Genomic DNA, 21,945 nt, shown 5'->3' on the forward strand with positions numbered 1-21,945 from the left:
GCTCCCGCGCCCCCGTCAGGCGGGGGCGAACACGATCTCCGCGCGGGCCCGGCCGTCCCGCTCGCTGACGATAGCGATCAGCCCGCCGTCCGGGCCGAAGACCGCGTAGGGGCCGGAAATTCCCGCCGGGTCGAGCGGCCCGCCGTGGGAGAGGACCTTCGCCTCGTCGGCGCCGGCGTCGCGGCGCGGGAAGAACCGCTCGGCCGCCGCGGCCAGCGGCAGGTTCACCACCTCGGGGGCGCGCTCCGCCAGCTCGTCGAGGGTGGCGGCCTCCGCGAGGGCGAAGGTGCCGACGGCGGTACGGCGCAGCGCCGTCAGGTGGCCGCCGACCCCGAGCGCCAGGCCCGCGTCCCGGGCGATCGCCCGGATGTACGTGCCGGAGGAGCAGGTCACGTCGATGTCCACGTCCACGACGTCCGGCTCGTCCCGACGTACCGCCAGCAGCTCCAGCCGGGACACGGTGACCCGGCGGGCGGGCAGCTCGACGCTCTCGCCCTCGCGCACCCGCTTGTACGCCCGCTGCCCGTCGATCTTGATGGCGCTGACCGCGCTCGGCACCTGGTCGATCTCGCCGGTCAGCGCGGCCAGGGCCGCCCGGACCGACTCGTCGGTGACCTGGTTGGCCGGGGTGGTGGCGATCACGTCGCCCTCGGCGTCGTCGGTGACGGTGGCCTGGCCGAGCCGGACGGTGGCGGTGTAGCTCTTGCCCGCGCCGATCACGTAGGTGAGCAGGCGGGTGGCCCGCCCGACCCCGATCACCAGGACGCCCGTCGCCATCGGGTCGAGGGTGCCGCCGTGCCCCACCCGACGGGTCCGCGCCAACCGGCGGATCCGCGCCACCACGTCGTGCGACGTCATGCCGCCGGGCTTGTCGACCACGATCAGACCGTCTGTGCTCACGACACCCAAGCCTGCCAGACCGGGCCGGACGCCCCGCCGCCGCCGTACGTCCGGTCGGTCGCTCCTGGACCGGTCGGGCAGTTTTCCGCCTCCGGGATCGGGCGGGAGCACGCCGTCGCCCGGCAGGTGCGAAGATCGCTCGCCCCCTCCGCGTACCCACCCCTGGATGACCCATGAGCACCAGCTCCGAGCACCTCGGACAGGCAGCCCGGCCGCAGCCTGAGCCCACGAGACCACCGGCCGTGGCGGCACCAGAGCCCACCGGGACGTCGCCCGCCCATGAACACCGCGCCCGCGTCGACCTGCCGGAGTGGATGCGTAACCCCACGCCGCCACGACGGACTCCCGGCCGCATCGCCGCGGAACTCCTCGATCGGCTGCCGGTGCTGCGCGCCGCCCGCCGGTCGCTGTGGCGGCGGCACGACCCCACCCAGCGGACGGAGTCCCGCCCGGTGGTCACGGTGGTCGTGTTCCTCGCCACCGTGACGGGGACGATCGCCCTGGTCGGCTGGTTCTTCTACTGGCTGTACCTGAGCCTGCGCGACACGATCTGACGGGACACGATGGACACCGATCCGCCCACCGCCGGTTCCGGGCTCGCCGGTCGGGTACCGCCGGCCGACCGGCACCAACCGGCCGGACAACTCCCCCCGGCTGCCCTGACGCCGCCCGTCGGCGCGACACCGGCCGCCGACCAGGCACCTCCCGCCAATGGCGTCGAGGGCCGACGGGATGTCGCATTCGCCGAGGTGGAGCAGGTCAGCCTGCCCGATTGGATGCGGTCGACGGGGGCCGAGCACCAGCCGGCCGGGCTGGACAGGATGCGCTTCTTCTGGGCCAGGCACAACGGCCCGCTCACGGTCGGTGTCGCGCTCGCGCTCGCGCTGCTGATGCTCGGCGCGGGCGGATGGATGGTCGTCCGGGTGGGCGAGGGGCTTCGGGCCGCGACCGCCGCGCCGACGCCGAGCGCGTCGCCCGAGCCGACCAGCGCCGTCGGCACCCCACGCGATCTCTTCGCCGGTACCCCCGCGGCGTCCTTCGCCCGTCGGGAGAAGGCGATCGTCCTGCCTGCGGCCACCGCCCAGGGCCCGTTCGACAAGATCCAGGTGCGGGCCGCGCTCGACTCGGTACGGAAGGCGCTCATCGAGAGCCGGCTGGAGACCGCGATGCTGGTCGGCGACATCGAACCCTTCCTCGGCCTGCTGGCGCCGGACTCCCGCGCGGAGATGCGGCCGCACTTCGACAACGCCCGCTTCCTGCACGTCGCCACGAGGATGGAATCCCGGGCGGACTGGGAGTACGACATCCGCGCGCAGGGACGGATCAGCTACCGCGCCAGGACGGTGGCCGGGGTCCGCCTGCTGGAGGTGACCACCGAGTTCGTCTGGGCGTACCCGTTCGACGTGATGCGCCGCGCACCGGCCGGCGCCGGCCTGGTGGCAGTCCGCGACCGGGTGGTCTGGCAGGTGCCTCACCCGAAGGACGTTCCGGCGTCGTCCCGAGGGCTCTGGCTGGCCTCCGCGAGGGCCGTCACCTGGAACGCCGACTGCGCCTGGCTGCGCGACGGCTGGCTGAACGTGATGCAGTGGCTGCCGGACCTGCACGGCCCTCGCGTGCCGGGCGGTGATCCGGGCGACTTCTTCGACCTGGCCGCCCCGATGACGACCACCTCGAGGTGCTGAGGCTCAGCGCACCGCGCCGACCACGGCCCAGCCCCCGGAGCGCAGCCGCAGCAGCAGCGCGACCAGCCGGATCACCACGAACAGCGTGAGCCCCGCCCAGATGCCACCGAGCCCGAGGTCGAGCCCGTAGGCCAGCCAGATCGCGGGCAGGAAGCCGCCGAGCGCGGCCACGATGGTGAGGTTGCGCAGGTAGCGGACGTCCCCGGCGCCGATCAGCACGCCGTCGAGGGCGAACACCACACCGGCCAGCGGCTGCATCGCCACGAACCACGGCCAGGCGAGCATGGCCTGGTCGCGTACCTGCGGATCGGAGCTGAACCAGCCCGGGACCACGCCGGCGCCGGCGGCGATGAGCACGGCGAACGCCACGCCGCAGACGCCGCCGAGCAGCCCGATCCGGCGCGCGAGGTCCCGGGCCGCCGCGTCGTCGCCGGACCCGAGGGCGGCCCCGACCAGCGACTGGGCGGCGATGGCGAGCGCGTCGAGCACCAGCGCGGTGAAGAACCACAGTTGCAGGGCGATCTGGTGCGCGCCGACGGCGGCGGTCCCGAAGCGGGCGGCGACGGCGGTGGCGGAGAGGAAGCTGGCCTGGAACGCGACGCCCCGGATCAGCAGGTCCCGGCTGAGCGCCAGCTGCTGCCCGATCAGCCGGGGCCGGGGCCGCAGCGAGACCCGTTCGGCGACCAGCGCCCCGGCGAAGAGCACCCCGCAGATGGTCTGGGCGACCACGTTGGCCACGGCGGAGCCGACCAGGCCCAGCCCGGCCGGATAGACCAGCAGCGGGCAGAGCACGGCGGAGAGCAGGTTCGGGCCGAGCACGAACACCAGCGGGCGACGCACGTCCTGCACGCCGCGCAGCCAGCCGTTGCCGGCGGCGGCGAGCAGCAGGCCGGGCGCGCCGAGCGCCGCGACCCGCAGCCACTGCGCGGCGGCGTCGGCCACCTCGCCCGAGCCCCCGGCGAGGGTACGCGCCAACGCCCCGCCGCCGACCTGCATGCCGAGCGCGACCAGCACCCCCACCCCGAGGGCCAGCCAGGACGCCTGGACGCCCTCGGCGACGGCGGACGCCCGGTCGCCCGCCCCGAACCGTCGGGCCGACCGCCCCGTGGTGCCGTACGCGACGACGGTGCCGAGCCAGGCGATCAGCGTCAGCACCGTCCCGCCGACGGCGAGAGCGGCCAGCGGCACCCGACCGAGGTGCCCCACCACCGCCGTGTCCACGAGCACGTAGATCGGTTCGGCGGCCAGCACCACCAGCGCCGGCAGGGCCAGCGCGGCGATCCGGCGAGGCGTGGCGGCCCGGGGTCCGAGGGCGACGGAGTGGCTCATCGCCGCCGATCCTGGCACGGCTCGGTAAGGATCGCAAGGAAGACGATCACTTACCGAAGGTCGGCCTGCCGGGAGTCAGGTGGACGACGCTCACGGCGCCGAGCAGGAGCACTCCCCCGACGAGCACCGGCCCGGGCAGCGACTCCCCGACCAGCCAGGCCGCGAGCAGCACGGCGGTGAGCGGCTCCGCCAGGGTGGACAGCGCGGCGGCGCTGCCGGTGGTGGTGCGCAGCCCGGCGTAGAACAGGGCGTACGCCACCGCCGTGGTGACCACCCCCAGGTGGACCAGCAGGCCGATCGGCGCGAGCCGGGCCGGGACGCCGATCCCCTCGGCCAGCGCGATCGGGGCCAGCGCCAACGCGCCGACGACGGCGGAGACGGTGGTGAGCGTCATCGGCGCGACGCGCTGCGCGGCGTGCCGGCTCAGCACGGTGCTGGCGGCGTAGCCGACGCCGGAGCCGAACGCCGCGAGCAGGCCGAGCAGCGGGCGCGGCGCCGTCGCGCCCGGCTCCCCGACCGACACCGTGATCAGCACGAGTCCGGCGACGCCGGCCACCAGGGCGCCCAGCATGGTCCGCCCGGGCAGCCGGCGCGCGCGCAGGGACTCCCACCCGAAGATGAGGACGGGGGCGAGGCCCAGGCTGACCACGGTGGCCACCCCGACGCCGCCCGCCGCGACGGCGAGGAAGTACAGCGCCTGGTAGACCCCGAGCCCGACCCCGATCAGGACGAGGGCCACCGGTTGCGACCGCAGCGCCGCGAGCACCGGTCGCGGCCGGTGCGCCACCAGGGCGACCAGCACCAGCGCGCCGATGGCGAGGCGGTAGAAGCCGACGCCCGTCGGGGTGAGCGTCGTGGACTCGCGGACGAGGTGCACCGCGACACCGGTGGTGCCCCAGAGCACGGCGGCGCCAGTGACGTGGAGCAGCCCCCGGCGGGCGCCGACGCTCGGCGCGGGGCGGGGGCGGCGCGGGGTGGACGGGGACGTGGACGTGGACGACGGGAGAGAAGACGATCGGGTCACGGGTGCGCTCCAGGCAGGATCGGGCCACTGACAGGGGTTACGTCAGTCGGAGCGCACGCACGACGGAGAGGCGGCGGGCGTTTCCACCCGGGTCCCGCGGGGGTCGCCGTTCAGGCGGGCCGCCCCGCGAGTGGACCGGCGGCCGTCCCACAGGGGGAGGCGGGCCGGTGGCGTGGCGCTCCGGTCAGGAGCGCGGCGGGGGCAGAGCGCCCCGGAACGACCTCATGCCCGAACCCTAGCGGAGAGCCGGCCCGGCGTGCCTCGGCATTGCGGGTGGCGGTGGTCGGGGGCGCGGCCCGGACGGCCTCGTCGAGCAGGTCGCCGCTGCTCGGCGGCGACCCGGGCGACGGCCGGGAGCGGGAGACGCGGACGCTCGCGGTCCAAGGCGCAGGGCCGGGTGGGCGGTGACGCTGTCGGCGCGGGGCCGGGTGGGCGGTGACGCTGTCGGCGCGGGGCCGGCGGCGTCACCGCCGGTCGGCGTCGGTCACTGACGGGTGTCCATGGACGTCTGCAGCGCGCGGCGCATCTGCTCGCGGGCCTCGTCGGTGGTCTGCGACTTGGGCTTGCTCGGCATGGTGGTCCCCTTCCAGGGCGTGGGCCGCCGACGGGCGGCAGCCCTCACGGGCGGTGGTGCGCAGCGCCCGGCAGCGGTCCGGGGTCACCGGAGCGGCTGTGGGCAGCGGAAGCCCGGGTCGGTCCGACCCTGGAGGGAGGCGCCGCCGGGTGTGGCGACACCGCCCACGGCCCGCGCCGCCACACGACGCCGGCCGATTCCCAAGCTATCGTTCAGTTCCACATACTGCCCGCTGTTCCCGCGATTTGGACTCGTGTTCGCGTCCGGGCCGGCGCGCGGCAGGATCCACGGGAACGCGGGGCGCCCGGTCAGCGGGCCAGGAAGTGCCAGCCCAGCCACCACCAGAAGCCGAACACGCCGATCCGGCCGACCGGCACCGGGCCCACCTCGTAGCGCATCACGTAGGCGCAGACCTCGCCGAGCGTGGGGATCCGGGAGCCCTCGCGACGGGCCGCCCACTCGACGGCGGCGAAGAGCAGCAGGGAGGCCAGGAAGCCACCGATGGCCAGGGTCCGCATCATCGCCGCACCAACCCCCAGAACGCCGACAGCCAGCCCAACCAGGCCGCCGAGCGGACCAGGTGGTCCTCCAGCAGCGGATCGGCCAGCCGCGAGAAGGTGGGAAAGTCGTCCCCGGCCGCCAGCACGAACGTGGTCCCCTCGAAGACCCCGAAGACCACCACCGGCAGGGCCCACCAGGCCGCCGGGGCGTCCAACCGGCGTGGGGCGGGCCGCCGGGGCACCCGGTTGCTCAGGCCCAGCCAGATCAGCACCCCGCCGGTGCCGAGGGTCCAGAGATTGGCCTCCGTCGAGAAGGACGGGAACCGGCCGCCGACCAGCGAGAGGCAGACGAGCACCGGCACGGTGACGGCGGGACGGTCCCAGGCGCGGGGCGCCTCGACGGTGAGGTCGTGGGGCTGTTCCATCCCGCGATTCTCCCCGTACCGGCCGTAACCGGGAAGACGGACACTCCCCGAGCTCTCCCCGATCTTCCGCGCCCGGCCCAGGCGGATCAGTGCCGGCCGGGGCCGGTCAGCGCGCCGTCGAGCTCCGCGCGGATCCGGTCGACGACCTCGTCGACCGTCCCCGAACCGGTGAAGCCGGCGGCGAAGCGGTGCCCACCGCCGCCCAGCGCGACCGCCACCCGGCTGACGTCCACCGCGCCCTTGCTGCGCATCGACACCGCCCAGTCGCCGGTCGACGTCTGCTTGACCACGCAGCTGACGTCGGCCTCGGCGGTGCACCGGACCGAGTCGATCAGCGCCTCCAGCACGTACGCCCGCTGGTCGTGCCGGGCCAGGTCGTCCTGGGTCGCGTACGTCCACACCAGACCGTGCCCGGCGGCCGCGGCGGGCTCCAGGCGGGCCCGGCCGAGCACCTCGCCGAAGAGTCGGACGGCGCCGAACGGCCGGGTGTCGAAGATCCGCCGGGAGATGTCACCGGGCCGGATGCCGGTCGCCAGCAGGCGGGCCGCCAACTCGTGCACCGCCGGGGTGGTCGCCTCGAACCGGAACGAGCCGGTGTCGGTGCTCAAAGCGACGTAGAGGCACTCCGCGATCCCGGCGTCCAGCGGGACACCGAGCCGGGCGAGCAGCCCTTCGGCGACCACCGAGGTGGCCGCCGCGTGCGGGTCCACCAGGTTGGTCCGGCCGAAGCGGGTGTTCGACGCGTGGTGGTCGAGCACCAGCGCGGCGCCGGCGGTCTCCAGCCGGTCGACCAGCTCACCGAGCCGCGACTCGCTCGCCGCGTCGAAGCAGATGACCAGGTCCGGGTCCGGATATGCCTCGGCCGCCGGCACCAGCAGGTCGAGCCCGGGCAGCCCCCGGAACGGCTCCGGCACCTCCGGCGGACCGGGGAAGGTCGCCTGCATCCGCCGCACACCCAGCCGACGCAGCCCGAGCCCGAAGCCGAGCATGCTGCCCAGCGCGTCCCCGTCCGGGTTGACGTGGCAGATCAGCAACACCCGCCCGTCCGGCGGCAGGTCCCGCACGGCCGCGACGCCGGCGGCCCACTCCGCCTCGGTCGGGCCGGAGTCGGCCGGTGGCGTCGCCTCGGCGAGGGCGCCACCGGCCGGTCCGCCGGAGGGCTGCGTCACCGCGGGTCCCCGCCCCGGGGCGGGGTCTCGTCCTCGTCCTCGTCGCCGTCCCCGTCGCGCGCCTCGCCGTCCTCGTCCTCCTCCAGCCGGTACGGCTGGGGCTCGCCCGCGTACTCGGCCCGGGCGGCGAGGCGCTGCACCTCGGCGTCGGCGTTGCGGGCCTGGGCGAGCAGGTCGTCGATGTGCTTGACCTGGTCCTGCACGTCGTCCAGGACGAAGGTCAGCGTCGGCGAGTGCCGCAGCCCGAGCGCCTTGCCGACGGTGCTGCGCAGCATGCCCTTGGCGCTCTCCAGCGCCGCCGCCGTGCCCGCCTGGGCCGCCGCGTCGCCGAGCACCGTGTAGAAGACGGTGGCGTCGCGCAGGTCGGCGGTGATCCGGGCGTCGGTGATCGTGATCATGCCGAGCCGGGGGTCCTTGATCTGGCTGCGCACCACCGACGCGACCAGTTCACGCACCCGCTCCGCGTGCCGGCGTACCTTGGCCGGATCCGACATCTTCGCCACCTCCACGGCGTCCCGCTCCCGGCCGCCGTCCGGCGACGCGGAGCGCCCCGGAGCCGACGGCCCAACAAACTCGAACACTACCCGCGCGGCCACCCGCGTCGCGCGGCGCCGGCTGCGTACCGGCTTCCGGCGGACGGGCGCCGCCGGGTCAGTCCTCTTCGCCGTACAGCCGCCGGCGCACCGAGAGCAACTCGGTCTCCGGCCGGCCGGCCACCAGGCGCTCGCAGGAGTCCAGCACCTCGCGGACGTGCGACGCCTCGGCGGCCACCACGGCCACGGCTATCTCGGCCCGACCGTGCAGGTCGAGCGCTCCCACTTCGGCGGCCGAGACCTCGAAGCGGCGCAACGCCGCGACGATCGGCCGTACGTATGATCTCTTGGCCTTGAGCGACCGGGAGTCGCCCGGCAGCAGCAGGTCGAAGACCGCGGTTCCGGTGAACATCGCCCCGGACGATACCCGTACGGACCCCCACATGATCAAGGGGTTTACGCCTTTCGGCGTAAACCCCCCGATCAGTGGTTCAGCGGATCAGGCGCGAACCTTCTCCCGCATCTCGAAGGTCTCGATGATGTCGCCGACCTGGACGTTGTTGTAACCACCCAGGGTCAGACCACACTCGAAGCCCTCGCGCACCTCCGTGGCGTCGTCCTTGAACCGCTTGAGCGAGCTGACGGTGAGGTTGTCCGCCACCACCGACCCGTCCCGCAGCAGGCGCGCCTTGGCGTTGCGCCGGATGATGCCCGACCGGACGATGCAGCCGGAGATGTTGCCGATCTTGGACGAGCGGAAGACGTCGCGGATCTCCGCGGTGCCCAGCGCGACCTCCTCGTACTCCGGCTTGAGCAGGCCCTTGAGCGCCGCCTCGATCTCCTCGATGGCCTGGTAGATCACGGTGTAGTACCGGATCTCCACGCCCTCGCGGTCGGCGATCTCGCGGACCTTGTTGGCGGCCCGCACGTTGAAACCGATGATCGTGACCGGCTCGGACGAGGCGCTCGCGAGCATGACGTCGCTCTCGGTGATCGCACCCACGCCCCGGTGGATGATCCTGAGCTGGACCTCCTCCGGGATGTCGAGGTTGAACAGCGCGTCCTCGAGGGCCTCCACGGAACCGGAGACGTCGCCCTTGAGCACCAGGTTGAGCGAGGTCTTCTCGCCCTCCTTGAGCTGCTCCATGAGCGTCTCGAGAGTCGCCCGGCCGCGGGAGTTGGCGAAGGACGCCGCCCGCCGCCGTGCCTGCCGCTGCTCGGCGATCTGCCGCACCGTGCGGTCGTCCGCCGCGGCGAGGAACGTGTCACCGGCACCCGGCACCGCGGTCAGACCGAGGACCAGCACCGGACGCGCCGGACCCGCCTCGGCAACCTGGTTGCCGTTCTCGTCGAGCATCGCCCGGACCCGGCCGTGCGCCCCACCGGCGACGATGGAGTCGCCCGCCCGCAGGGTGCCCTTCTGCACCAGCACCGTCGCCACCGCACCGCGGCCCTTGTCCAGGTGCGCCTCGATGGCCACACCCTGCGCCGGCCCGTCGATCGGAGCCGTCAGCTCCAGCGACGCGTCGGCGGTCAGCAGGACCGCCTCGAGCAGCTCGTCGATGCCGATGCCCGGCTTCGCCGCCACGTTGACGAACATGGTGTCGCCGCCGTACTCCTCGGCGACCAGGCCGTACTCGGTCAGCTGCTGGCGGACCTTGTCCGGGTTCGCCTCCGGCTTGTCGACCTTGTTGACCGCCACCACGATCGGCACGTCGGCCGCCTTGGCGTGGTTCAACGCCTCGATCGTCTGCGGCATGACGCCGTCGTCGGCCGCGACGACCAGCACCACGATGTCGGTGACCTGGGCACCACGGGCACGCATGGCGGTGAACGCCTCGTGACCCGGGGTGTCGATGAAGGTCACCGCGCGGTCCTCGCCCTCGTGCGGCACGTGGACCTGGTAGGCACCGATGTGCTGGGTGATGCCACCCGCCTCGCCGGCCACGACGTTCGCCTTGCGGATCGCGTCGAGCAGCTTGGTCTTACCGTGGTCGACGTGACCCATGACGGTCACGACCGGCGCACGGCTGACCAGGCGGTCCTCCGCGATCTCGGCGTCGAGGTCGATGTTGAACTGCGCGAGCAGCTCGCGGTCCTCGTCCTCCGGGCTGACGATCTGCACGTCGAAGCCGAGGTGCTCACCCAGCAGCAGCAGGGTCTCGTCGGAGCACGACTGGGTCGCCGTGACCATCTCGCCCAGGTTGAACATCTCCTGGACCAGCGAACCCGGGTTGGCGTTGATCCTGTCGGCGAAGTCCGACAGCGAGGCGCCACGGGAGAGCCTGACGACCTGACCCTGACCCCGGGGGGCACCCGAGCTCATGGTCGGAGCCGACAGGTTGTCGAACTCCTGTCTGCGCTGCTTCTTGGACTTGCGGCCACGCGTCGGCCGGCCACCCGGACGCCCGAAGGCACCCGCGGCGCCGCCGCCACGGCCACGACCGCCACCACCCGGACGACCACCGCCGCCGGCCGGAGCACCCGGACGGAAACCGCCGCCCGGAGCGCCGCCGCCGCCACCGGGACCGCCACGGAAGCCACCGCCACCGCCGCCACCACCGGGACCGCCACGGAAGCCACCGCCACCGCCGCCACCACCGGGACCGCCGCGGAAGCCACCGCCGCCGCCGGCGCCACCGGGACGACCCGCGCCGCCACCGGGACCGCGACCGGCGCCACCGGGGCCGGGGCGACCGGTAGCGGGACGCTGGCTCGGCATGGAGGCCGGGCTCGGACGGGGCGGCATGGAGGCCGGGCTGGGGCGCGGCGGCATGCCGGCCGGGCTGGGCCGGGGACCACCGGCACCGGCGGCCGGGGGCCGCTGCTGCTGCTGGCTGCCCTGGATGCCGAACGGGTTGTTACCGGCGCCGCGCGCCGGCGGACGCCCGCCCGGACGACCACCCGGGCCCGGCGCCGGTGCGCCGGGACGACCGGCGGCCGGGGAACCCGGGCGGGGCGGCATGGCACCCGGACCCGGTCGGGGACCGGGACGGTTGCCACCGTCCGCCGGGGGCTCCCGGCGGACGTTCTCACGCTGCTGCTGCCGAGCGGCCTGGGCGGCCTTGACCGCCGCCTCCTGCTCGGCCTTCAGCGCGGCGGCACGCGCCTCGGCGGCCGCCACCTCGATGTCGTGGGCACTCGCCGGCTTGGCGACCGGGGCCGCGGGCTGCGGCGGACCGGGCACCGGGCCCTTGGGCTTCGGACCGGGCGTCGGCGCGGCCGGCCGCCGGGGCGGCATCGGCTTGGCCGAGACCCGGGGCCCACCGGGGGCCGGGGAGGGCGTCGGGGTCGGGGTCGGCGCCGGGGCGGCCGCCGGTGGGGCGGCCGGTGCCGGCGAGCCGGCGGAGGCGACGAACGCGCTGCGCAGCCGTCGGGCGACGGGCGCCTCGACGGTGCTGGACGCGGACTTCACGAACTCGCCCATCTCCTTGAGCTTGGCGAGAACGGTCTTGCTTTCGACCCCGAGCTCTTTTGCAAGCTCGTGTACGCGGGCCTTACCTGCCACTGCACTCCTCACTCCGAGGTCGTGCGGGCAGCACCCGCAGCGACCTCACTCGTGCACTTGAAGCCTGGTCATTTCAGGGACTTCATCGTGTGCTCATGTCGGTCGTCCTACCCTGCTAGCGACCCTCGCCCGGTCGGGCTGACCGGACGTAGTGGTTGGCGCATCGACGTGCTCCGCGAGCTCACCGTGGTCGGGGACCCCGGTGATGCGCAACGCACGCCCAAAAGCGCGTCGCCGCACCGCTTGCGCGAAGCAGGCCGGATCCGGGTGCATGTTCGCTCCCCGACCCGGCAGCCTGCGGGCCGGATCGGGCCGAAGGCTGTGACCAGCCTCGTCGCCGACCGCGACGATCCGCAGCAATTCGCTGGCCGGCGCACGTCGCCGGCAACCCACACAGGTGCGCTCCGGCAGCGCGCGTCGTACCACTGGAGAAAGTCTACCCCTAGGCGCCCGAGATCGCGCCGCCCGGCTCCGGGACGTGATCAGCCCCGCCCCGGCCGGCGGCGCCGGACTGCTCGGCGTCGGACCGGATGTCGATCCGCCAACCGGTCAACCGGGCAGCAAGTCGGGCGTTCTGCCCCTCCCGACCGATGGCGAGGGAGAGCTGGAAGTCCGGCACGGTGACCCTGGCGGTGCGGCTGGCGAGGTCGACCACCTCGACCCGCAGGGCCTTGGCCGGCGACAGGGCGTTGCCGACGAACGTCGCCGGGTCGTCCGACCAGTCGATGATGTCGATCTTCTCGCCGTGCAACTCGCTCATCACCGCGCGGACCCGCTGCCCCATCGGCCCGATGCAGGCGCCCTTGGCGTTGACGCCCTGGGTGGTGGAGCGGACCGCGATCTTCGTACGGTGACCCGCCTCACGTGCGATCGCGCCGATCTCGACCGTGCCGTCGGCGATCTCCGGCACCTCGAGCGCGAAGAGCTTCTTGACCAGCGCCGGGTGGGACCGGGAGAGGGTGATCTGCGGCCCGCGCATCCCCTTGGCCACGTGCACCACCACGCAGCGGATCCGCTCGCCGTGCGCATAGCGCTCGCCGGGCACCTGCTCGGACTGGGGCAGGACGCCCTCCAGCTTGCCGAGGTCGACGCTGACGATGCCCTTCTCGCTGCGCGCCTCGTGGGCCTGCACGACGCCGGTGACCAGGTCACCGTCGCGGCCCACGTACTCGCCGAAGTGCACCTCGTCGGTGGCCTCCCGCAGCCGCTGGAGGATCACCTGCTTGGCGGTCATGGCGGCGATCCGGCCGAAGTCGTGCGGGGTGTCGTCCCACTCCCGCACCACGGAGCCGTCGTCGTCCAGCTCCTGGGCGTAGACCAGGGCCGCGCCGGACTTGCGGTCGATCTCCACCCGGGCGTGCGACTCCGCACCCTCGGTGTGCCGGTAGGCGGTCAGCAGCGCGGTCTCGATCGCCGCGAGGATCGTGTCGAACGGGATCTCCCGCTCGCGCTCGAGTGCGCGCAGCGCCGCGAGGTCGATGTTCACCTCTCCTCGTCCTCCACATCATCTTCGTCGTCGAAGTCGTCGTCGGTGTCGTCCATGTCGTCGGGTTCGTCCGTCTCCTCGATCTCCTCGAGGCGGTGGAACTCGACCTGCACCCGGCCGGGGCCGAGCTCTGCGTACGTCCAGGCGGCGCGGCCGGCGTCGGTCTCCAGCACCACGCGCTCGTCGTCGGCCTCCACCACCCGGCCGGTGACCTGCCGGTCGCCGGCGGGCTGCTCGGCGGGCCGGCCGGGCAGGGCGCCCGCGCCGCGGGCGGTCACCTTCACCAGCCGGCCGACGTTGCGCCGCCAGTGCCGGGGCAGGGTGAGCGGCCGGTCCACGCCGGGGGAGCTGACCTCCAGCTGGTACTCCCCGGCGACGATGTCGCCCCCGGCCTCCTCGGCCGCGTCGAGGGCCGCGGAGACGGCCCGGGAGACCTCGGCGACGGCGTCCAGCCTGATCCCGCCGTCGGCGTCCACGATCACCCGCACCACGTGCCGCCGGCCGGCGCGGGAGACGGAGAGCTCCTCCAGGTCGTAGCCGGCGGCGGTGACCACCGGCTCGATCACCTCACGCAGCCGGGCCCGCCGGGCGGCGAGGTCGCCGCGCGGGCCGCCGGCACGCTCCCCGCCCCGTGGGGCGTCGGCGCGTCGGGGCCTCCCCGCCGGACCCGTCGACCTCGTGGCACGGCCACGCTGCGTCATCTCCGCACCCTCCTGCTGATCGACGGCACCCGGTCGGCCGCCATGCCGGCACGCCACCGGAGCTGACGCGCCGGTGGCTGCGCAGAGCGTAACGCGCCTGCCGGGCGCCGGGCCGGGCGGCGCACCGACGCCGGTGACCCACGTGCGGCCGGTGATGGTGTTGACTTGTCCGGTGGCGACGGGCAGAACGACACGACGCGGCGGAACAACCGGGCATTCCCGGCGAAACGTGCTGCGCGCCGGGGCACTCCTGGCGCTCGGCGGGGCGGCCGCGCCGCTGACCGGCTGCGGCCTCCTCGACCGCGACGACGACCCCACCCCCGGGCCCGACCCGCTCACGCCACTGCTCGACGAGGCGCTCCGGCTCGCCGCCGGGCACCAGGCCGCCGCCGCCGCGCACCCCACGCTCGCCGGCCTGCTCACCCCGATCGCCGAGGCGCACCGCGCGCACGCGGCCGAACTGGCCCGGGTCATCGGCGTCGCGCCGCCCTCGGGCTCCGCCCCGGCCTCGCCCGCCGAGCCGGGCGACCCGGCGGCGGCGCGGGCCGCGCTGCGCGAGGACGAACGCGCCGGCCGCGAGGCCGCGACCAGGGCCTGCGCGGCGGCGCCGGCCGAGCGGGCCGCGCTGCTCGCCTCGATCGCCGCCGCCCGGGCCACGCACGTGGAGGCGCTGAAGTGACCGCACCGACACCGTCCGGGCCGGCCGGGGCGCTCGCTGCGGCGCTCTCCGCCGAGTACGCCGCGATCTGGGCGTACGGGCCCATCGGGGTGCGCCTCACCGGCGCCGCCCGGACCGCCGCGCGGGAGGCCGAGGCCGCGCACCGGCGCCGCCGCGACGGCCTGATCGTGCAGCTGAGCGCCGGCGGCGGGAGCGTCCCGCCGGACCGGGCCGGCTACACGCTGCCGTTCCCCGTCACCGACCAGGCGAGCGCGCTGCGGCTGGCCGTCGAGGTGGAGGAGCGCACGGCCGCGTTCTGGCGGGCGGCGGTGCCGGCCACCACCGGCGCCGACCGGGACCGGGCCCTGGCCGCCCTGGTCGAGTACGCCCTGCGGGCCACCCGCTGGCGGCGGGCGGCCGGGATCACCCCGCTGACGGTGCCGTTCCCGGGCCGGCCCGCCTGACCGGTCGGCCCGTCGGCCCCGCTCCGGTTGCGGGTCGCATACCAGGTATGCATACTCCGTTGCCATGTCCATCCGTCACGGGCTGCTCGCCCTGCTCGAACGCGGCCAGATGTACGGCTACCAGCTCCGCGCCGCGTTCGAGGAGTCGACCGGCTCGACCTGGCCGCTGAACATCGGGCAGGTCTACACCACCCTGTCCCGCCTGGAGCGGGACGGGCTGGTCCGGTCGCTGCCCGAGAGCGAGGCGGGGCAGCGACCGTACGAGATCACCGACGCCGGGCGGGCGGACCTGGCCCTGTGGTTCGCCACCCCGATCAGCCGCACCGACCGGCCCCGCGACGAGCTGGCGATCAAGCTGGCCCTCGCGCTGACCACCCCCGGGGTGGACGTCCGGTCGGTGGTGCAGACCCAGCGCAGCGCGACCATGCGGGCGTTGCAGGAGTTGACCCGGTTGAAGTACGCCAGCGACCGCCCCGAGGACCTGCCGTGGCGGCTGGTGCTCGACGCCATGGTCTTCCAGGCCGAGGCCGAGGTGCGCTGGCTGGACCACTGCGAGACGAGCCTCGTGCGCTACCGTCCGGCGGAGCCCGGCCGCGTCCCGCCGACGCCTGCCGAGGCGGTGGACCGGGCGGACGAGGAGGCGCGACGGTGAGCACGGGGAACGGGCCGGCGGGCGGGAGCCCGACCACGCCCGTGCTCGACGTGCGTGACGTGCACCGCACCCACGGCGCCGGCGCGGCGGCCGTGCACGCGCTGCGCGGGGTGAGCCTCGCCGTGCACGCGGGGGAACTCGTCGCCGTGATGGGACCGTCCGGGTCGGGCAAGTCGACCCTGCTCGCCCTGGCCGGCGGGCTGGACGGCCCGACCGCCGGCGAGGTCCACGTGGAGGGACAGCCGCTCGGCGCGCTGGACCGGCGGCGGCTGGCCCAGGTGCGGCGCCGCCGGATCGGCTACGTCTTCCAGGACCTCAACCTGCTCGGCAGCCTCAGCGCCGTGGAGAACGTCGCCCTCCCCCTCGAACTCGACGGGACGGGCGTCCGGCGGGCCCGCCGGCTGGCGCTGGAGGCGCTGGCCGAGGTGGGCCTGACCGAGCTGGGCGACCGGTTTCCCGACCAGCTCTCGGGCGGGCAGCAGCAGCGGGTGGCGATCGCCCGCGCACTCGTCGGCGAGCGCCGGCTGGTGCTCGCCGACGAACCGACCGGCGCGCTGGACTCGCAGACCGGTGAGGCGGTGCTGCACCTGCTGCGCCGGCGGGTCGACGCCGGGGCCGCCGCCGTGCTGGTGACTCACGAGGCGCGGCACGCCGCCTGGGCCGACCGGGTGGTCTTCCTCCGCGACGGGGTGCTGGTCGACACGACGGCCCCGCTGGGCAGCGTGGAGCAGCTGTTGAGCGGCAGCGGTCGGTGAGCCGGGGCCGGGGCGGCCGACTCGCCCGGGCGACCGGCTCCTGGTGGGCCGCGCTGCGCATCGCCCGGCGGGAGGCCCGGCGGGCCCGGGGGCGTACGGCGCTGGTGCTGGCGATGATCACGCTGCCGGTGCTGGTGCTGACCTTCACCGCGGTGAGCTGGCGGATGTCCGAGCTGACTCCCGCCGAACGGACCGACCGTCAGCTCGGCGCGGCCGACGCGGAGCTGAGCTGGGTGGTGCGGCACCCGATCGTGCAGAGCGCCTGGGGCGACGCCTGGCAGGCCGACCGGGAGGACGCGCCCCCGGCCGGGGTCGTCACCGCCGAGCAGGTGGCCGCCCTGCTGCCGGCCGGGAGCCGGGTGGTCCCGCTGCACCGCTGGGTGTCGTTCGACGCCCGGGTCGGCGAGCGGATCGACGACACGATCGCGGGACGCGCCGTGGACCTCGCCGACCCGCTCGGGCGGGGGCTGGTCCGGTTCCACTCGGGGCGGGCGCCGGCCGGGCCGGGCGAGATCGCGGTCAGCCCGGCGGCCCTGCGCCGCCTCGACGTCCGCCTCGGCGGCACCGTCACCTCCGGCGACGGCGCCCGCTCCTGGCGGGTGGTCGGGGTGGCCGAGTACCCCGACGACCTGGGCGCGGTGGTGACGCTGCACCCGTCGGAAGGGCGGATGGAGACCGAGCCGGACGCGAGCTGGCTGGTCGACCTGCCCGGTGCCGTCGACGAGGGACTGTTCCGCCGGCTCAACGGGCACGGCATCCGGGTCCACGCCCGCACTCCCGCCCCGGCGTCGGACACCGTCACCTTCGCACCGGGCAGATTCTCCTCGATGGACGTGGAGGGGATGAGCGTCTCCGTGCTCGTCGGCGGGCTGGGGCTGCTGGAGGTGGTGCTGCTCGTCGGGCCGGCGTTCGCGGTCGGCGTACGGCGGCGACGGCGGGAGCTCGCGCTGGTGGCGGTGGCCGGCGGGGACGACGCCCACCTGCGCCGGATCGTGCTGGCCGACGGCGTGGTGCTGGGCGCCCTCGGCGCCGCCGTCGGGGTCACGCTGGGCGTCGCCGCCGCGTTCGCCGGCCGCCCGCTGGTGGAGCAGCACCTCTACGGCGCGCGCTTCGGCGCGTACCGCTGCTGGCCGGAGGCCCTCGCGGCGATCGCCGCCGTCGCGGTGCTGGCCGGGGTGCTGGCCGCGCTGGCCCCGGCCTGGACGGCCGCCCGGCAGGACGTGGTGGCGGGGCTGGCCGGCCGGCGCACCCCGCCCGCGCACCGGCGGCGCTGGCTCACGGCGGGAGTGGCCCTGGCCGTCGGCGGGGCGGCGGTCGCCGCGGCGGGGGCGGCTCGGACGGCGCCGGCGGTGATCCTCGCCGGCCTGGTCCTCGGCGAACTGGGGCTGGTCTTCGCCACCCCGACGCTGGTCGGCCTGCTCGCCCGACTCGGTCGGTCGCTGCCACTGGCGCCCCGGATCGCCCTGCGCGACGCCAGCCGCAACCGGTCGTCCACCGCACCCGCGATCTCCGCCGTGATGGCGGCCGTCGCCGGGAGCGTCGCCATCGGCGTGTACCTGGCCAGCGACGACGCCAGATCGGCCACGATGTACCGGCCCGCCCTGCCCTCCGGCACCGTGCTGGTGACCAGCCACGGCCCGAACGAGCCGCCCGCCCTGCCCCGGGTCGCCGAGGCGGCCCGCGCCCACCTGGGGGTGCGGGCCGTGGCGCCGCTCGCGGAGCCCGGGTGCGGCCAGGAGACCGAGTCGTGCGTGGTCTCGCCGGTGCTGCCGCCCGAGCGCGCCTGCCCGTGGATGCCCGGCGACCGGCTGAGCCCGGCACAGCAGCGGCGGGCCCGCGCGGACGCCCGCTGCGCGGGACCGGAGGACCACCTCGGCGGGTACTTCCACGTGGTGGTCGACGACGGCACGGCGCTGCCGGTGCTCACCGGCGCCGCCCCCGCCGACGTCGCCGCCGCCACCGCCGTGCTGCGGGCCGGCGGCGCGGTGGTGACCGATCCGCGTTACGTGGTGGACGGGCGGGTCGGGGTCAGGGTGACCCGCCCCGGACAGGCCCGGCCCGACACCCCGACGACCACCACCGTCGCCGGGTACCCGCTGCCCACCGGGCTGGGCGCGCACCGGCTGCTGCTCTCCCGGCCGGCCGCCGAACGGCTCGGGCTGACCGTCCGCCCGCTCGGCTGGGTGATAACCGCCGACGGCGTGCCCGACGAGGACCGGCAGGACCGGTTCGTCGCCGCCGTGCGCCCGCTCGGCGCGCAGGTGGAGATCGAGCGGGGTGCCCTGGCGGACACGGGACGGCCGCTGCTGCTCCTGCTGGCCGCCGCCGCCGGGGTGGTCACCGTGGGCGCCGCCGGCATCGCCACCGGGCTGGCCGCGGCCGAGGGGCGGGCGGACCTGTCCACCCTCGCGGCGGTCGGCGCCGGCCCGGGGCTGCGCCGGCTGCTCTCGCTCTGCCAGTCCGGGGTGATCGCCGTGCTGGGCTCCGCGCTCGGCATCGTCGCCGGCCTCGGCTCCGCGACGATCATCCTGACCGCCCTCAACCGCCGGTACGCCGGCCTCTGGCCGGTCGCGGAGCCGTACCCCGTGGTGGTCCCGTGGACCACGCTCGGCGTCCTGGTGGTGGTGCCGCTGGTCGCGATGCTCGGCGCGGGCCTGTTCACCCGGTCCCGGCTGCCGGTCGAGCGACGTCTCGACTGACGGGCCGCGAGCGGGCACACTGGTCGCCGTGCCCGTACTGGGAGCCCTCACCCGCCGTGTCGGTCACCACCGCTGGTTCGGCGCCGCCGTCCGCCTGCTCGTCCCCGCCGACCGGCTGGTGGGGCGACTCACCCGTGGGCGCGTGGTCGCGCTCGGGCTCATCCCGTCGCTGGTCATCACCACCACCGGCCGCCGCTCCGGCAAGCCGCGCAGCAACCCGCTGCTCTACGTGCCCGACGGCGACGCGTACGTGGTGGTCGGCTCCAACTTCGGCCAGGCCCACCAGCCCGGCTGGGCGATGAACCTGCGCGCCGATCCCGCCGCCGAGGTGGCCGTGAAGGGCCGCCGCGTCCCGGTGCGCGCGCAGGTCGCCACCGGCGCCGAACGGGACCGCCTCTGGGCGCTGCTGGTCACCGAGTGGCCCGCCTACCGGGCGTACGCGCAGCGGGCCGGCGGCCGGGAGATCCTCGTCTTCCGGCTGGTGCCCACCGGGCGCGGCGTGCCGGACGGGGCGACCGCCCGCGAATAGGGTGGTGCGGTGACCGGCGCCGACGGCGGAGTCCACTCCGACGATCCACGGTGGGCGGTGGCCGAGCGCGTCGCCGACGCCGTGCGCCGCCGGTTCCCGGCCGACGTGCTGGCGGTCGCGGTGCACGGCCCGCTCGCCCACGGCGACGACGACGGCGGCGGCAACGGCGAGGTCGGGCTGCTGGTGGTGACGTACCGGCCCGGCGGCGGGCCGTCCCCGGCGACCCGCCGGGTCGACGGCGTGCTGGTCGACCTGACCGTGGCCGGCGCGGACGACTACCTGCGCCAGGCCCGGGTGATCTCCCCGCTCTGGCCGTTGACCGCCGACCGGTACGTCAGCACCCGGGCGCTGCACGATCCGACCGGCTGGCTGCGCACGCTCCGCGACGAGCACCTCGGTCGGCTGGCCCGGGCCCGGCCGGCCGAGTTCAGCACGGCGGCCCGCCGGGCCTGGTACCGGGGCGGCGCGGCGCACGCCCGGGCCGCCCGGCTGGCCGAGTGGTACGAGACCGACCAGGCGCTGCTGATGCTCGGCGAGGCGCGGCTCGCGGCGGCGACGGTCAACGGCCTGCTCAGTCGCACCTACTTCCGCGACCCGGGCGACGCGGTGCGCCGGACGGGCCTGGCGGGCGCGGACATGACCGAGGTGGGCGCCGTCCTGGCCCGCCAGGCCGACGAGCTGGCGGCCCGGGGCCGCCCCGTCGACGGCACGGTCGACGACCTGCTCGACGGCTGACCGTCAGCCGAGGCCGCCCTGGACGCCGATGAGGGCGCCGATGAGGTACGTGGCGCCGGCCGCCGCCGCGCCGAGCAGGAGCTGACGCAGGCCACCGGACCACCAGGGCCGGGCGGTGAACCGGGCGACGACCGCCCCGGCCACGAAGAGCCCGAGCCCGCCGACGGCGAGCGCCAGCCACAGGCTCGTCGCGCCGAACAGGTAGGTCAGCAGCGGCACCAGCGCCCCGAGCGAGAAGAACACGAACGACGAGATCGCGGCCGCCCAGGGGCTGGGCTGCTCGTCCGGGTCGACGCCGAGCTCCTCCCGCACGTGCACCCGCAGCGCCTCCTGCGGGTTGCGCCGGACGGCCTGGGCGACCTCCATGGCGAGGTCGTGCGGGAGCCCGCGGGCGACCCACGCCTGGGCCAGCTCGCGCGCCTCGGCCTCGGGGTGCCGCTCCAGCTCGCGGCGCTCCTTGGCGACCTCGGCCGCGACCTGTTCGTTGGCCGAGCGGACGCTGGTGTACTCCCCCAGCCCCATCGAGATGGCGCCGGCCACCAGGCCGGCCACGCCGGTCAGCACGACGTTGCGGGGCGACACCCCGCCACCCGCCACGCCGGCGATCAGGGCGATGTTGGTGACCAGCCCGTCCATCGCCCCGAAGACGGCGGGGCGCAGCCAGCCGCCCGAGACGTCCGCGTGGTGCGCCTCACGCAGTGCCGCCGGGGTGTCCGTCACGGCAGCGTGAGAATCTCGTGACCGTCCTCCGTCACCACGATGGTGTGCTCGAACTGGGCCGTCCACCTGCGGTCCTTCGTCACCACGGTCCAGCCGTCGTCCCACATGTCGTACTGGTGGGTGCCGAGGGTGATCATCGGCTCGATGGTGAAGGTCATCCCCGGTTCCATGACGTCCGTGGGGCGGGGGCTGTCGTAGTGCGGCACGTAGAGCCCGCTGTGGAAGGCCTCGCCGATGCCGTGGCCGGTGAAGTCGCGCACGACGCCGTAGCCGAAGCGCTTCGCGTACGACTCGATGACCCGGCCGATCACGTTGATCTGGCGGCCCGGGGCGACCGCGCGGATGCCGCGCATCATCGCCTCGTGGGTCCGCTCGACCAGCAGCCGGGCCTCCTCGCTGACCTCGCCCACGCAGAAGGTGGCGTCCGTGTCGCCGTGCACGCCGTCGAGGTACGCGGTGACGTCGACGTTGATGATGTCGCCGTCCACGAGCACGGTGGAGTCGGGGATGCCGTGGCAGATCACCTCGTTGAGGCTGGTGCAGCAGGACTTGGGGAAGCCCTTGTAGCCCAGCGTCGACGGGTAGGCGCCGTGGTCGCAGAGGAACTCGTGCACGACCCGGTCGATCTCGTCGGTGGTCACGCCGGGCTTGCAGTGCTCGCCGGCGAGCTGGGTGGCCTGCGCGGCGAGCCGACCGGCGACCCGCATCTTCTCGATGGTCTCCGGGGTCTGCACGTGCGAACCGCGCCACTCCTGTGGACGCTTCTTGCCCACGTACTCCGGGCGGACGATGTGGGCGGGCACGGGCCGCAACGGGGTGAGCGTGCCTGGGGTCAGCGGCGCACGGACGGTCATGGGGCGAGTTTATCGCCGCACGCGGTGGTGACCGCCGCCACCGGCCGC

23 protein-coding genes are annotated in these 21,945 nt (G+C 75.3%); 9 read left to right on the top strand and 14 right to left on the bottom strand.

The genetic code is table 11. The annotated features are described in order from the left end of the window. Positions 1–15: 15 nt before the first annotated feature. A complete protein-coding gene (truB, locus tag AB0G08_RS06945; RefSeq protein ID WP_358084286.1) occupies positions 16–900 on the bottom strand; it encodes a tRNA pseudouridine(55) synthase TruB in 885 nt (294 codons plus the stop codon). Positions 901–1,142: 242 nt separating this feature from the next. On the opposite strand from truB, the gene AB0G08_RS06950 reads away from it, so the two are divergent. Both AB0G08_RS06950 and AB0G08_RS06955 read left to right on the top strand, forming a co-directional pair. Beyond that, positions 1,143–1,454, top strand: coding sequence for a hypothetical protein (locus tag AB0G08_RS06950; RefSeq protein ID WP_358084289.1), 312 nt, complete (start codon positions 1,143–1,145; stop codon positions 1,452–1,454). A gap of 195 nt (positions 1,455–1,649) precedes the next feature. Continuing rightward, positions 1,650–2,582, top strand: coding sequence for a hypothetical protein (locus tag AB0G08_RS06955; protein WP_358084291.1), 933 nt, complete (start codon positions 1,650–1,652; stop codon positions 2,580–2,582). A gap of 3 nt (positions 2,583–2,585) precedes the next feature. On the opposite strand, the gene AB0G08_RS06960 is transcribed toward AB0G08_RS06955, so the two are convergent. From AB0G08_RS06960 to rimP, 11 genes are all read right to left on the bottom strand, one after another. Continuing rightward, positions 2,586–3,911, bottom strand: coding sequence for an MATE family efflux transporter (locus tag AB0G08_RS06960; RefSeq protein WP_358084293.1), 1,326 nt, complete (start codon positions 3,909–3,911; stop codon positions 2,586–2,588). A 46-nt stretch (positions 3,912–3,957) separates the two neighbouring features. Continuing rightward, positions 3,958–4,935: a DMT family transporter gene (locus AB0G08_RS06965; protein WP_358084296.1), complete on the bottom strand. Its 978-nt coding sequence runs from the start codon at positions 4,933–4,935 to the stop codon at positions 3,958–3,960. A gap of 882 nt (positions 4,936–5,817) precedes the next feature. Further along, positions 5,818–6,027 carry a DUF6186 family protein gene (locus AB0G08_RS06970; protein WP_357872344.1) on the bottom strand — a complete coding sequence of 70 codons (210 nt, stop codon included), beginning with the start codon at positions 6,025–6,027 and terminating at the stop codon, positions 5,818–5,820. Then, the gene (locus AB0G08_RS06975) at positions 6,027–6,434 is read right to left on the bottom strand and encodes a hypothetical protein (RefSeq protein ID WP_358084299.1); all 408 of its coding nucleotides are present in this window, start codon (positions 6,432–6,434) and stop codon (positions 6,027–6,029) included. Before AB0G08_RS06975 ends, AB0G08_RS06970 begins: the two co-directional genes overlap by 1 nt. Before the next feature lie 86 nt (positions 6,435–6,520). Beyond that, complete coding sequence (locus AB0G08_RS06980; RefSeq protein ID WP_358084688.1) at positions 6,521–7,498, bottom strand: bifunctional oligoribonuclease/PAP phosphatase NrnA; 978 nt, start codon at positions 7,496–7,498, stop codon at positions 6,521–6,523. A gap of 101 nt (positions 7,499–7,599) precedes the next feature. Next, positions 7,600–8,097, bottom strand: coding sequence for a 30S ribosome-binding factor RbfA (rbfA, locus tag AB0G08_RS06985; RefSeq protein ID WP_358084302.1), 498 nt, complete (start codon positions 8,095–8,097; stop codon positions 7,600–7,602). A gap of 157 nt (positions 8,098–8,254) precedes the next feature. After that, on the bottom strand, positions 8,255–8,548 hold the full coding sequence (locus tag AB0G08_RS06990) for a DUF503 domain-containing protein (RefSeq protein WP_101414636.1): 294 nt from the start codon (positions 8,546–8,548) through the stop codon (positions 8,255–8,257). 87 nt (positions 8,549–8,635) lie between these two features. Then, positions 8,636–11,644: a translation initiation factor IF-2 gene (gene infB / locus AB0G08_RS06995; RefSeq protein ID WP_358084304.1), complete on the bottom strand. Its 3,009-nt coding sequence runs from the start codon at positions 11,642–11,644 to the stop codon at positions 8,636–8,638. A gap of 93 nt (positions 11,645–11,737) precedes the next feature. After that, on the bottom strand, positions 11,738–12,070 hold the full coding sequence (locus tag AB0G08_RS07000) for a YlxR family protein (RefSeq protein WP_091620735.1): 333 nt from the start codon (positions 12,068–12,070) through the stop codon (positions 11,738–11,740). 16 nt (positions 12,071–12,086) lie between these two features. Continuing rightward, positions 12,087–13,130, bottom strand: coding sequence for a transcription termination factor NusA (nusA, locus tag AB0G08_RS07005; RefSeq protein ID WP_358084307.1), 1,044 nt, complete (start codon positions 13,128–13,130; stop codon positions 12,087–12,089). Further along, positions 13,127–13,831 carry a ribosome maturation factor RimP gene (gene rimP / locus AB0G08_RS07010; RefSeq protein ID WP_357872274.1) on the bottom strand — a complete coding sequence of 235 codons (705 nt, stop codon included), beginning with the start codon at positions 13,829–13,831 and terminating at the stop codon, positions 13,127–13,129. The genes nusA and rimP overlap by 4 nt, the downstream gene beginning before the upstream one ends. A 229-nt stretch (positions 13,832–14,060) precedes the next feature. On the opposite strand from rimP, the gene AB0G08_RS07015 reads away from it, so the two are divergent. The 7 genes from AB0G08_RS07015 to AB0G08_RS07045 all read left to right on the top strand — a co-directional run bounded on the left by AB0G08_RS07015 (position 14,061) and on the right by AB0G08_RS07045 (position 20,323). Continuing rightward, entirely contained in the window at positions 14,061–14,510 is a 450-nt protein-coding gene (locus AB0G08_RS07015) for a hypothetical protein (RefSeq protein ID WP_358084310.1), read from the top strand. Beyond that, positions 14,507–14,953, top strand: coding sequence for a ferritin-like domain-containing protein (locus AB0G08_RS07020; protein ID WP_358084313.1), 447 nt, complete (start codon positions 14,507–14,509; stop codon positions 14,951–14,953). The genes AB0G08_RS07015 and AB0G08_RS07020 overlap by 4 nt, the downstream gene beginning before the upstream one ends. A 64-nt stretch (positions 14,954–15,017) precedes the next feature. Continuing rightward, the gene (locus AB0G08_RS07025; protein WP_357872283.1) at positions 15,018–15,605 is read left to right on the top strand and encodes a PadR family transcriptional regulator; all 588 of its coding nucleotides are present in this window, start codon (positions 15,018–15,020) and stop codon (positions 15,603–15,605) included. Continuing rightward, positions 15,602–16,360: an ABC transporter ATP-binding protein gene (locus AB0G08_RS07030; protein ID WP_358084316.1), complete on the top strand. Its 759-nt coding sequence runs from the start codon at positions 15,602–15,604 to the stop codon at positions 16,358–16,360. Before AB0G08_RS07025 ends, AB0G08_RS07030 begins: the two co-directional genes overlap by 4 nt. Next, the gene (locus AB0G08_RS07035; RefSeq protein WP_358084318.1) at positions 16,357–19,059 is read left to right on the top strand and encodes an FtsX-like permease family protein; all 2,703 of its coding nucleotides are present in this window, start codon (positions 16,357–16,359) and stop codon (positions 19,057–19,059) included. The genes AB0G08_RS07030 and AB0G08_RS07035 overlap by 4 nt, the downstream gene beginning before the upstream one ends. Before the next feature lie 28 nt (positions 19,060–19,087). Continuing rightward, positions 19,088–19,588, top strand: coding sequence for a nitroreductase/quinone reductase family protein (locus AB0G08_RS07040; RefSeq protein ID WP_358084321.1), 501 nt, complete (start codon positions 19,088–19,090; stop codon positions 19,586–19,588). Between the two features lie 9 nt (positions 19,589–19,597). Beyond that, complete coding sequence (locus AB0G08_RS07045) at positions 19,598–20,323, top strand: nucleotidyltransferase domain-containing protein (protein WP_358084325.1); 726 nt, start codon at positions 19,598–19,600, stop codon at positions 20,321–20,323. A 3-nt stretch (positions 20,324–20,326) separates the two neighbouring features. Here AB0G08_RS07045 and AB0G08_RS07050 read toward each other — a convergent pair whose 3' ends face one another. Beyond that, positions 20,327–21,043, bottom strand: coding sequence for a VIT1/CCC1 transporter family protein (locus AB0G08_RS07050; RefSeq protein ID WP_358084328.1), 717 nt, complete (start codon positions 21,041–21,043; stop codon positions 20,327–20,329). Further along, complete coding sequence (map, locus tag AB0G08_RS07055; RefSeq protein ID WP_358084331.1) at positions 21,040–21,897, bottom strand: type I methionyl aminopeptidase; 858 nt, start codon at positions 21,895–21,897, stop codon at positions 21,040–21,042. The genes AB0G08_RS07050 and map overlap by 4 nt, the downstream gene beginning before the upstream one ends. Positions 21,898–21,945: the final 48 nt, after the last annotated feature.

It is taken from the genome of Micromonospora sp. NPDC023644, from assembly GCF_040640115.1.
In the GTDB taxonomy this organism is placed as follows: Bacteria; Actinomycetota; Actinomycetes; order Mycobacteriales; family Micromonosporaceae; genus Micromonospora.

Coding starts and splice junctions, on each gene's coding strand:
- map (WP_358084331.1), bottom strand. CDS start 21,897: ATGACCGTCCGTGCGCCGCTGACCCCAGGCACGCTCACCCCGTTGCGG.
- AB0G08_RS06975 (WP_358084299.1), bottom strand. CDS start 6,434: ATGGAACAGCCCCACGACCTCACCGTCGAGGCGCCCCGCGCCTGGGAC.
- AB0G08_RS06990 (WP_101414636.1), bottom strand. CDS start 8,548: ATGTTCACCGGAACCGCGGTCTTCGACCTGCTGCTGCCGGGCGACTCC.
- AB0G08_RS06970 (WP_357872344.1), bottom strand. CDS start 6,027: ATGCGGACCCTGGCCATCGGTGGCTTCCTGGCCTCCCTGCTGCTCTTC.
- AB0G08_RS07025 (WP_357872283.1), top strand. CDS start 15,018: ATGTCCATCCGTCACGGGCTGCTCGCCCTGCTCGAACGCGGCCAGATG.
- rimP (WP_357872274.1), bottom strand. CDS start 13,831: ATGACGCAGCGTGGCCGTGCCACGAGGTCGACGGGTCCGGCGGGGAGG.
- rbfA (WP_358084302.1), bottom strand. CDS start 8,097: ATGTCGGATCCGGCCAAGGTACGCCGGCACGCGGAGCGGGTGCGTGAA.
- AB0G08_RS06960 (WP_358084293.1), bottom strand. CDS start 3,911: ATGAGCCACTCCGTCGCCCTCGGACCCCGGGCCGCCACGCCTCGCCGG.